Genomic DNA, 12,646 nt, shown 5'->3' on the forward strand with positions numbered 1-12,646 from the left:
CGGGTAAGCGCCGCTCGACACCCTGACTGCTGCGCCGCGATCGACCACGGCGCGCCAGTCGAGGGGGATGCAGTGGCTCGGTTGCGTGTCAAGATGCGTTGGGGATTGCCGCTCGTCGTCGCGGTGGCCGCCGCGGCGCTGTTGGTGGTGCCGGCCGCCCGGTCGCTCCAGCGGGCCGGCGAGCCGCCGCCGCGGATCACCGAGGCGGTCGACGCTTCGGCGGCCTTCCTGGCCGCGCGGCGGCAGCGGGAGCCGGTCGCGGTCACGTCGCTGACGACGCCGACGCGGGCCGTCTCCGCCCGCCCGGACGGTTCGCTGACGGCGGAGCTGACCACCCGGCCCGTCCGGCTGCTGCGGGCCGGGAAGTGGGTACCGGTGGACCCGGCGCTGGCCGCCCGCCCGGACGGGACGGTGGGGCCCCGGGCCGTCGAGGCCGAGCTGGCCTTCTCGTCCGGCGGGAAGGGCAGGCCGCTCGTCCGGTTCGGCGCGCCGGGTCGGTCGTTCGCGCTGACCTGGCCGGGGGCGTTGCCGGCACCGGTGCTGGCCGGCAGCTCGGCGACGTACCCGGAGGTGTTGCCCGGGGTCGACCTGGTGCTGCGGGCCGAGGCGGACGGCTTCACCCAGCACCTGGTCGTCAAGAGCGCCACGGCCGCGCGCAATCCGGCGCTGGTCAAGGTCCGCCTCGGCCTGACCACCGACGGCCTGCGGGTCCGGAGCACCGGGCCGGGAGCGCTGGAGGCACGTGACGCCGCCGACCAGGTCGTGTTCTCGGCGCCGCCGTCGACGATGTGGGACGCGACCGGGTACCGCCAGGCGCCCGTCGGCATCGAGCTGGGGGCGGGCGCGCTGACCCTGCTACCGGACCGGAAGCTGCTCGCCGACCCGGCGACCCGCTATCCGGTGACGGTGGACCCGGCCTGGGCCACGCCCGGCCGGACCGGCTGGGCCAAGGTCTTCTCCGGCAAGCCCGACACCACGGCCTGGAACGGCGGGGTGGACGGCGCCGAGGGCAAGTCCGGGCTGTGCTACCCGTCGTCGGCCTGCAACGGCATCGGCGCGGTACGGACGTACTTCCAGTACGACACCGGCTTCCTCGCCGGCAAACGAATCATGAGCGCGGTGCTGAACACCACGATCACCCACAGCCCCTCGTGCGCGGGCAGCGACCACGAGCTGTACCTGGCCAACGGGACGATCGGCGCCGGCACCACCTGGCGCAACGCGCCGGCCGGCGCCTGGCTGGACACGAAGGTCGCCGGAACCGTCTACACCGGGTGCGGCGGCTACAAGCCGTTCGGGCTCGACGCCAAGGGCAACATCCGCGCCGGCGGCGTCAGCACCTACTTCGTCAAGGCCCGGGACGAGGGCGACGGGCTGGCCTGGCGCAAGCTGGACCCGTACCAGACGAACCTGGCGGTCAACTACAACACCCGGCCCAACCCGCCCGACGCGATGAACACCGACCCGCGGCTGGCCGACCCGTGCCGCTGGTGCGCCGGCCGGAGGTACGTCGGCAGCGACTTCATCCGCCTGCAGGGCCGGCTGTCGGACCCCGACAACGACCAGCTCACGGCCATCTGGGACATCTACGGCGGCCCGACCGTCGAGCACCGCGAGGGTCCCACGCTCGGCTCGGGCAACACCTTCAGCACGGACGTGGACCTGCGCGGACGCGACGGCCAGTACGTCAGCTGGACGCTGTGGGGCCGGGACGGGCCCGACGGCGGGGACTGGAAGAACGGTCCCGGGCCGTTCATGGTGGACCGGGTCGGCATCGACCGGGCGCCGGGCGTGACCGGCGTGCTCTACCAGGAGGACAACCGCTGGCACGGCGGGCCGGGCGTACCCGGATCGTTCACCTTCGACGCGAGCGGCGTCGCCGACGTCGACCACTACCTGTACGGCTGGAGCGACCCGCCCTCGACCCAGGTCGACGCGGACGCGCTGGGCGGCGGCGCGACCGTCAGCATCGCCCCGCCCGGGGACGGCCCCCGCGACCTGTACGTGCAGAGCGTCGACCGGGCCGGGCACCGCAGCCCGACCAGGAAGCTGCACCTGTACGTCCGCGCCGGCAACGGCCCCCTGGCCCAGTGGTCGCTGGAGGGCAACGCGCAGGACACCGCGTTCCTCGGCGACCGGCACGGCACGGTGACCGGTACCGCCAGCTACGTGCCGGCGGCCGTCGGCTCGGGGCTCGCGCTCGACGGCGTGTCGGGGCAGGTCACGGCGCCGAACACGGTCCGCACCGACGCGAGCTTCTCGGTGTCGGCCTGGGCCCGGATCGACCGGCTGGACGACCAGATCCAGATGGTGGTCAGCCAGGACGGCGCCCGCACCTGCGGCTTCTGCCTCGACTATGACGGCGAGAAGCGGCGCTGGGTGTTCATGATGCCGCAGGCGGACACGGACAACCCGCCCGGCTGGGACTTCGTCACCTCGTCCGCGGCGCCGGTGGCCGGGCAGTGGACCCACCTGACCGGCGTCTACGACGCGGCCGAGAAGAAGCTGCGGCTGTACGTCAACGGCGTCCTGGCCGGCACCCAGACTCACGCCGCCTCGTGGCACGCCCCGGGCCTGCTGCGCATCGGCAGCGTCCGCAGCCAGACGATCGTCGGGGGGTATTTCCCGGGGACGATCGACGAGGTGAACCTCTACGACCGGGCGCTCTCCGACGTCGAGGTGCGCGCGGCGGTCAGCCGGGACAACGTACGGGTCGGCGCGTGGAAGTTCGACGAGCCCGACGGCACCACGGCCGCGAACGCCGTACCGGGCGGCGCCTCGGCGGTGCTCAACGGCGGGGCGGCGTTCGTGCCGAACGGGGCGGCCGGCGGGGCGGTGAAGCTGTCGAAGCCGGCGGACTTCGTCTCGACCGGCGCGCCGGTGCTGCGCACCGACCAGAGCTTCTCGGTGGCGACCTGGGCGTGGTTGGACCAGGCACCGGGGGCCACGGACGCGGCCACCGCGGTCGCCCAGGACGGCGCGGTCAACAGCGCCTTCTTCCTGGAGTACCGCAACGACCCGGCCGGCGCGCGGTGGGAGTTCCTCCTGCCCTCGGCCGACGCCGTGCCGCGGCCGGGCGACTCGGCCGTCCGCAGCGCCGCGGGCACGGCCCGGACGGGCGAGTGGACCCACCTGACCGGCGTGTACGACGCGCCGGCCCAGCAGATCCGGATCTACGTCAACGGCAAGCTCGCCGGTACGGCCCCGCGTACCGCCGGGTTCCACGCCAGCGGCCCGCTGCTGCTCGGACGGGCCAAGTGGGAGGGGGTGACCACGAACCCGTGGGTGGGCTCGGTGGACGAGCTGCGCGCGTACAACCGGGTGGTCTCCGAGGAGGAGATCCGGGGCCTGGTCAGCGGGGACAACGTCACGGTCGGGCGGTGGCGGCTCGACGGCGACGCCCAGGACTCCTCCCCCCGCGCGCTGCACGGCACGGCGATCAACGCGCCGGACTTCACCGGCGGCCAGTCGAGCCTGCCGGACCCCTCGGACCTGGCGCTGCGGCTCGACGGCGCCACCACGGCGGTCAGCATCCCGCACGCGGTGGACGTCGACCGGAGCTTCTCGGTGGCGGCCTGGGCCCGGTTGGACCGGCTCGGTGGACTGCCGGCCGTGGTGTCGGAGGACGGTGCCCGGGTCAGCTCGTTCAAGCTGCGGGTCAAGCCCGACGGGCGCTGGGGGTTCGTCATGTTCCACGCGGACGCCGAGGACGACGGCACGGGCCGGGACGAGGTCACCGGCGCGGCCGTGCAGCTCGGGCAGTGGACCCACCTGGTCGGGGTCTACGACGCCGGCGCCGGGCAGCTCCAGCTCTACGTCAACGGCGTGCTGGCCGGCTCCGTGGCGCACCGGCAGACCTGGAACTCCACCGGCGCGTTCCAGATCGGGCGGGCCAAGTGGGGCGGAGCCCCGGTCGAGTACTTCCCCGGCTCGATCGACGACGTGGCCGTCTACTCCCGGGCGCTGTTCGCGGCTGAGATCCAGGCGATGGCGGGCCGGGACCTGACCCTGGTGCACAACTATCCGCTGGACGAGTCGAGCGGGCGCAACGCCGCCGACGCGGTGGGTTCCCGGAGCGCGACCCTGACCGGCGGCGCGAGCTTCGGGCCCGGCCGGGTCGGCAACGCGGTCGCCCTCGACGGCGTCGACGACACGGCGACCACCTCGGGCGTGGACCTGCGCAGCGACCAGGCGTTCACCGTCTCGGCATGGGTACGGCTGCCCGCCAAGGGCTGCGCCCCGGCCACCGTCACGGCGTGCCGGCGGGACGCGGTGACCATCGACGGGGTACGGACCAGCAAGTTCCGCCTCGGGTACGCCACGGACCCCGACTCGGACAACCTGCAGCACGGGGTGTGGACGTTCGAGATGCCCGAGTCCGACACGGACGACGCGCCCGTGACCAAGGCGGCCGTCTCCACCCTGCCCTCGGAGATCAACAGCTGGGTGCACCTCGTCGGCGTGTACGACCCGGCGACGAAGCGAATCTGGCTGTACGTCAACGGCACCCGGGTCGGCGACGGCACCCTCAACACCCCGTGGCAGCCCACCGGTGCGGGTGGCCTGGCCATCGGGCGCGGCAGGCTCGCCGGCGCGCCCGCGGAGTACTGGCGGGGCGACGTTGACGACGTGCGGCTCTACACCGGGCAGCTCGACCCGGATCGGATCTTCGCGCTGTACCACTCCTATCCCGCCGAGTCGGCCCCGGCCGCGCTGCCCGTGGCCGACGCGGGGCTGTGGCGCTTCGACGAGAACACCGGCACGGCCGCGGCCGACGCCAGCGGGCGCGGCCTGACCGCGACGCTCAAGGGCGGCGCGGGCTGGATCGGTGGCCGCGACGCGTACGCCGTCGAACTCGACGGGACCTCCGGCTACGCCGAGACCGCCGGCCCGGTCCTCGACACCGGTCGCAGCTTCTCGGCCGCCGCCTGGGTGTACCTGAACGGCGCCGGTACGGCCAACCGGGCGGTGCTGGGCCAGGACGGCAACCGGTTGAGCACGTTCCTGCTGCAGTACAACGCCGCGGTCAAGAAGTGGGCGGTGGTCGTGCCCACGGTGGACCGGGACGACCCGGGCAGCGCGGTGACGATCCTCAACTCGGCCGAACCGGCGGCCGACGGCCAGTGGACCCACCTGGCCATGTCGTACGACGCGAACCTGCACCAGATCCGGCTCTACGTCAACGGCCTGCTCTCCGGCGCCCGGGTCGGCGTGACGGTGCTGCCCTCGACCGGCCGGTTCTCCATCGGCCGGGCCCGGTGGAACGGGGGGAACTCCGCCTTCTTCCCCCGGGTCGTCGACGACGTCCGGGTCTACTCCCGGGCGATCAGCGACGGGGAGGTCCGCAAGATCCACGACGACGTCGACAACGACGTCTACGGCTTCTACCGCTTCGACGACGGCAGTGCCCGGGACTCCACCTGGCGCCACCTCGACGCCACCGTCTCCGGCGGCGCGAGCTTCGGTCCGGGGGTCAGCGGGCAGGCGCTGCAGCTCGACGGCGCGACCGGGACGGCCGCCGTGCCCTGGGTCGTACCCATGTTGGACAGCTTCACCGTCTCGGCCTGGGCACGACTGAGCCGTACCGACCAGGTCGCGACGATCGCCAGCCAGGACGGCGACCGGATGAGCGGCTACTTCCTGCAGTACCGCCCGGAGCTGCGGCGCTGGGCGTTCGGCGCGGCCGAATCCGACAGCGACGCGGCACCGCTGGTCTACGTGGCCTCCCTCGTCCCGCCGAAGGCGGACGAGTGGACCCAGGTCACCGGCGTCTACGACTACGCCGGCCGGCAACTGCGCCTCTACGTCGACGGCGAACTCGTGGGCACCCGGAACAACGTCGTCCTGTGGCGCGCCACCGGCGGCGTCGTGCTCGGCCGAGGCAAGACCAACGGGCAGGCCTCGGGCTTCTTCCCCGGCGCGCTCGACGAGGTCCGGGTCACCGGGGGCGTGGTCGACGACGCGACCATCGCCGACCGGGGTCGCTGGGGCGACCCGCAGCCGGGCCAGCTCGGCCGGTTCCTCAACGCCGCCGGGGACCACTACACCGGCCCGACCGACCGGGTGCGCGACGGGTACCACTTCGAGGGGACGCTCGGCCTGCCCGCGGCGGTCGGCCCCAACACCCGGATGCTGTACGCGTGCGCGCGCGGCGCGGACGCGTTCACCTCGCTCGACGCCGGCTGCGAGGGCGCGACGAAGCTCGACGACGTGGGGCTCGTCTACACCACGCCACCGACCAACCTGGCGACGATCCCGGTGTACCGCTGCGCCTCCGCCACCGACCGCTTCGAGTCCCGCCTGGCCACCTGCGAGGGGGCGACCAGCGAGGGTCTGCTCGGCTACACGGTGGCCTACGGCGTGCTCGCCCGGTACAACCTGGCCGAGGGGCCGGACCACGACAGCACCACCGACGGGCCACTCCCCTCGTACCGGGCCGAGGGTCCCCAGGGACTGCTCGCGCTGACCCCGGAGGCGGGCACCCGGCCGCTGTTCCGCTGCGCCGCCGGGACCGAGCGGTTCGTCTCCACCGATCCGGCCTGCGCGGGCAGGACGGTGCTGGCCTCGCTCGGCCGCCTCTGGCCGGAGGTTCCGGTCGGCCGGGACAGCCGGCCGATCTACCAGTGCCGGTTCCGGGACAGCGACAGCTTCGTCTCGCTCGACGCCGGCTGCGAGGGTCAGCCCGGTGACCGACAGCTCCTTGGCTACGTGCTCACCGCCGCGCCCGACGTCGTCCCGACGTTCGGCTGACGGCACCACCTCGATGACGGGAACGTGGATGGGGGAAGAACCTGTGCGAGGAACAAGACGAAGCGTGGCGCTGATGCTACCGGTGGTGCTGGCCGTCTCGATGGTCAACGTGGTGGCGCGGCCGGGGGCGGCCCTCGCGGCCGGCGGTCCGTCGGTACCGTTGCCGCCCGTCGGATCGACGCCGGTGGAACGGCAGACCATGTCGTCGCGGGCGCCCGACCAGGCCAGCCAGAACGCGTTGAGCGGCAACCAGCCCGACGCCGGCGCCGGCCCGGACGGCGGCGGGACCAGTACGGCCACCTCGCTGGCGCCGTCGGCGAGCTGGCAGGTCTCTCCGCAGACCGGGGACTTCACCTGGTCGTACCCGCTGCGGGTGCCGCCGGCGCCGGGCGGGCTGGAGCCGGACCTGGGGCTGACGTACACGTCGTCGACGGTCGACGGGCGGACCAGCGCGACCAACAACCAGGCGTCCTGGGTCGGCGAGGGGTGGGACCTGTCCCCGGGCTTCGTCGAGCGCACCTACCTGCCGTGCGCCGCCGACACCATGGGCGGGACCGTGCCGCCCAAGGTCGACGGCCAGTCGGTCGGTGACCTCTGCTGGCGCAGCGACAACGCGACCGCGTCGTACGGCGGCGGTGGCGGGTCGCTGATCCGCGACGACGCGAGCGGCGACTGGCGTACCCAGAGCGACGACGGCTCCCGGGTCGAGCGGCTCACCGGCGCGGGGAACGGCGACGACAACGGCGAGTACTGGAAGATCACGAAGGTGGACGGGACGCAGTACTTCTTCGGGTCCCGTCCGGAGGCCAGGTCCACCTGGACCGTGCCGGTCTTCGGCGACGACGTCGGCGAGCCCTGCCACGCCGGCACGTTCGAGACCTCCCGATGCGGGCAGGCGTGGCGGTGGAACCTGGACAAGGTGGTCGACCGGCACGGCAACGCGATGGTCTACACCTACGAGGCCGAGACGAACGCGTACGGCTCGATGCTCCGGGACGCCGCGGTCCCGTACGTCCGGGGCGGCACCCTGAAGAGCATCGAGTACGGGCTCCGCGAGGGTTCGGCCGTACCGGCGAGCGGGCGGGTCGACTTCACCACCGCCGACCGGTGCGTACCGGGCAGCGACTGCACCTCGAAGAAGGAGAACTGGTCGAACTGGCCGGACACCCCGTGGGACGCCAACTGCGACACGGCCACCTGCAAGGACCGGTACTCGCCGACGTTCTGGTCGAGCAGGCGGCTGGCGAAGATCACCACGCGGGTGCTGCGCGGCTCGCAGTTCACCGACGTCGACTCCTGGGCCCTCGACCAGCAGTTCCCGGCCCCGGGTGACGGGGAGAAGGCGGCCCTGTGGTTGAGGGGCATCACCCACACCGGCCTGGTGGGCGGCTCGACCGCGCTGCCCGCGGTGACCTTCGAGGGCACCGCGCTGGCCAACCGGGTCGTCAAGGTGGACGGCGTCGCGCCGCTGGCCCGCTACCGCCTCACCGGGATCGTCTCGGAGTCCGGCGGGGTCATCTCGATCGGCTACGCCCCGCCCGACTGCGTCGACGGCCGGTCGATGCCGGCCAACCCGGAGTCGAACACCCTGCGGTGTTTCCCGGTCCGGTGGAACAAGCGGGACTTCACCGAGCGCACCGACTACTTCCACAAGTACGTGGTCGCCCAGGTCACCCAGTCCGACCGGATCAGCGCCAACACCGAACAGGTGACCGGCTACGAGTACCTCGACGGCGCGGCCTGGCACTACGACACCTCCGAGTTCACCAGGGACGACCGGCGGACCTGGAACGAGTTCCGGGGCTTCGGCCGGGTCCGGATCCGCACCGGCAAGGCCGGCGACCCCAGTGGTCCGGTCGGCCGCACCGAGCAGCGGTTCTACCGCGGCATGCAGGGCGACCGGCTGCCCAACAACGGCACCCGGTCGGTGTCGGTCAGCGCGACCGAGGGCGCCGCACGGGTGGACGAGGACTGGCTGCGCGGCTTCCCGCTCGAAACGATCACCTATCTCGGCGACACCGACCAGGTGGTCGACAAGGTGATCAACGACCCGGTCTGGCAGGGCCCGACCGCGACCCGCGGCTCCCTGAAGGCGTACCTCCTGCGCACCGGCGCCTCGGCGCGCTACACGGCGCTGGCGGCCGGCGGCTGGCGGCGTACCCGGGTCGAGTCCGGCTACGACGACCGGGGCCTGCTCACCCGCACCAACGACCTGGGAGACCTCGCGACGGCCGCCGACGACCGGTGCACCCGGGTGACCCTCGCCCGCAACACCGACCGCTGGCTGCTGGACTTCCCATCCCGCTCGGAGACCGTCGCGGTGAACTGCGCGGCCACCGCGACCTTCCCGCGCGACGCGATCAGCGACGTGCGCACGGCCTACGACGGCCAGGCGTTCGGAGCCGCGCCGACGACCGGCGACGCCACCCGCACCGAGGAGCTCACCGAGCGCCCGGCGTCCGGCCCGGTCTACGCGATGACCGCCACCAGGAGGTACGACGCGCACGGCCGCGTGGTGGAGTCCGGCGACGCGCTCGGCAACCTGAGCAGGATCGACTACACGCCGGAGCTGGGCGGGCCGAACACCCGGGTCGTGTCGACGAACCCGCTCGGACACGTGAGCACGTCGACGATCGAGCCCGCCTGGGGCCTGCCGACGCTGGTCGAGGACGCGAACAAGCGCAAGACCGAGACCGCGTACGACCCGCTGGGCCGTCGGGTCGAGGTCTGGCTGCCCAACCGGCTCCGGGCGACCCACGAGGACCAGCCCAGCTCCCGCTTCGCGTACCTGGTCCGCAGGGACGCGCCGTCGGTGGTCACCACCAGCACGGTCAACCCGAGGGGCAACTACACCACGAGCAAGGAGCTGTACGACGGGCTGCTGCGGCTGCGGCAGGCCCAGCGGCCGGCGGCGGGCGGCGGGCGGCTGCTCACCGACACCCGCTACGACTCGCAGGGCCGGGTCTACCAGAGCACCCGGCCGTACTTCAACGACGCCGCCCTCGACGACGACCTCTGGGTGGCCGCCGACGTGGACGTACCCGCCCTGACGTTCACCGAGTTCGACGGCGCGGGCCGCCGGACCGCCGAGATCTTCAAGGTCGGCGGGGCGGAACGGTGGCGTACCACCACCGGCTACGGCGGTGACCGGGTGCACGTGACCCCGCCGCCGGGCGGCACCGCCACCACCACGATCAGCGACGCCCGCGACCAGACCACGGAGCTGCGCCAGTACCGCGGTGGCACGCCGAGCGGCGACTACGACGCGACCGGCTACACCTACACCACAGCCGGCAAGCCGGCCACCATCACGGACCCGGCCGGCAACACCTGGCGCTTCGAGTACGACCTGCGCGGCAACAGGACCAGGACGGTGGACGTCGACAAGGGCACCTCGACCATGACCTACGACGCGGCCGGGCGGCTGAGGACGAGCACCGACGCGCGCGACGTCACCCTGACGTACGACTACGACAAGCTCGGCCGCAAGACCGCCGTCCGGTCCGGGACCACGACGTTGTCGGCGTGGACCTACGACACGGCCACCGGCGGCAAGGGCCAGCTCGCCGCGTCCACCCGGTACGTCGACGGCGCGGCCTACACCCGCGCGGTCGACACCTACAGCACCCTGTACAAGCCGACCGAGACGACGGTCACCATCCCCGCCACCCCGCGGACGCAGACGCTGGCCGGCAGCTACACCACGTACACCTCGGTCAACCCGGACGGCAGCACGTCCGGCAAGGCGTTCCCCCGGATCGGCGACCTGCCCCGCGAGACGGTCACCTGGCTCTACGACGACCTCGCCAACCCGATCGGCCTCTCCGGCGGACCCGAGGGCGGCCCGACCGTCAAATACGTCACCGACACCCAGTACACCCGCTACGGCGAGCTGGCCCGGCTGCAGCTCGGCGACACCGGGAAGCGGACCTGGCAGTCGTACTACTACGAGGACGGCACCCGCCGGCTGAACCGCACCATCGTCGACGCCGAGGTCTCCACGCCGATGCAGGCCGACCTGCACTACACCTACGACCCGGTCGGAAACGTCACGGCCATCGCCGACACCCCGCTGGACCGGCCGGCGGACAACCAGTGCCTGCGGTACGACCATCTCCGCCGGCTCACCGAGGCGTGGACGCCGGCCGGCACCTGCGCCGCCGCCCCGAGCACCGACGCGCTGGCCGGTCCGGCGCCGTACTGGCAGTCCTTCACCTACGACGCCGTCGGCAACCGGCGCAGCGACACCCAGCACGCCGCCGCCGGCGACACCGTGCGCACCTACACGTACCCGGCACCGGGAGCCCCCCAGGCGCACGCGGTGACCTCGGTCGCCGCCACCGGCCCGTCCGGAACCCGGCAGGACACGTACGGCTACGACCCGACGGGCAACGTGACCGCCCGGCCCGGCCAGCAACTGGACTGGGATCTCGGCGGCCAACTGACCAAGGTCACCGGTACGGGCGGCGACACCGAGTTCGGCTACGACGCCGACGGCGGCCGGCTGATCCAGCGCGATTCGACCGGCAGCACCCTCTACCTCGACGGTCAGGAACTCCGGTTGACCGCCGCGACCGGCAGCCTCACGGGCACCCGGTACTACGGCCTCGGCGGCGACACCGTCGCCGTGCGTACCGGGTCCGGGCTGACCTGGCTGGCCAGCGACGACCAGGGCACCGCGCAGGTCGCCGTCGACAGCGGCACCCAGCGGGTGACCCGCCGCCGGCAGACGCCGTTCGGGGTGCCGCGCGGTACCGCCGTCGCCTTCCCGGGCGGGAAGGGATTCGTGGGCGGCACCGTCGACGCCGCGATCGGGACCACGCATCTCGGCGCCCGCGAGTACGACCCCGTCCTCGGCCGGTTCATCTCGGTCGACCCGTTGGTCGCGCCCGGGGATCCGCAGCAGCTCAACGCGTACACCTACGCGGTGAACAACCCGGCCACCTACAGCGACCCGACCGGGCTGCGCCCGGAGGACAAGCCGGGCTACTGCGTGGTCTGGCGGGGCGACTGCGGTTTCCACCCGGTGGAGGACGCGCACGTGCCGAGCGGGTCCTACACGCCGGAGCAGGTGCAGCGGGTGAAGGGCCAGGGGCGGGCGCCACAGTCGTCGTGCAACCGGCACGGCGACTGCCAGGCCGGCAAGCGGGGACAGAGCCAGGCCCAGCGCAACGTGCAGGCGGCCAAGCGCAAGCCGCCGGCGCCCAAGCCCATCCCCCAACTGGCCCCGCCGCCGAAGCGTGGCTCGTGGTCGGCCGGGTTCTGCCTCGGCGCCGACTTCCAGTTCCTCTACGGTCACGGCGGCGAGTCGTGCCTGGTCGTCGACGGCCTGGGCATCGGCTGGGCGACCGGCCAGAAGGACTACTACGGGCCGGGGATCGGGTTCGCCACGACCGTCGGACTCAAGGGGGCCAACACCGACATCACCGGGCTCGCCGGCGGGGAGACCGCGTTCGGCGGGGACGTGCGCCTGGGCCCGGCCGAGTTCGGCGCCGAGGGCGCGGTCAGCGACGACGGCAGCATCTCCGGCGGCGTGTCGGCCGGACCGGGCGCCGGCATCGGCTACAGCGGGTACGCCGCGCGGGGCGAGTCGCAGTCCGGGTACTACCTCCGGTGGGACCAGCCCCCGGCGCCGAACCCGTTCGGCGGCTCGGGCGAGACCAGTTACGGCACCGGCGACAACTGCTGCGTACCCGGCCTCTGACGGCGACCGGGCTGCGGGCCGCTCCGGCGGCCACGGAGGCGGGAGCCGCACCGCGGTGAGGGGCGGGGCGGCTCCCGGGGGGAGACGGAGAGCGGCGGGGCGGCGCCCCGCCGCTCTCCCTACGCCCGGACGGCCCGCGGGCGGGCGCCCGGCGCCGGAGCCCGGATTCGTCGGTGGCGTGTGCCATCGTGT

The 12,646-nt window shown here is 73.4% G+C and carries 2 protein-coding genes; both read left to right on the forward strand.

Annotated features, from left to right (window positions below; translation table 11 throughout):
* Window positions 1-93 precede the first annotated feature (93 nt).
* Window positions 94-6,750 (forward strand): LamG domain-containing protein, encoded by a 6,657-nt coding sequence (locus tag AB0J86_RS33825; RefSeq protein ID WP_363861756.1) that lies wholly within the window; start codon window positions 94-96, stop codon window positions 6,748-6,750.
* Between the two features lie 73 nt (window positions 6,751-6,823).
* Window positions 6,824-12,454: an RHS repeat-associated core domain-containing protein gene (locus AB0J86_RS33830; protein WP_363861771.1), complete on the forward strand. Its 5,631-nt coding sequence runs from the start codon at window positions 6,824-6,826 to the stop codon at window positions 12,452-12,454.
* The last annotated feature ends 192 nt before the right edge of the window (window positions 12,455-12,646 follow it).

Source organism: Micromonospora sp. NPDC049559 (assembly GCF_040676675.1).
Taxonomy (GTDB): Bacteria; Actinomycetota; Actinomycetes; order Mycobacteriales; family Micromonosporaceae; genus JBFAPK01.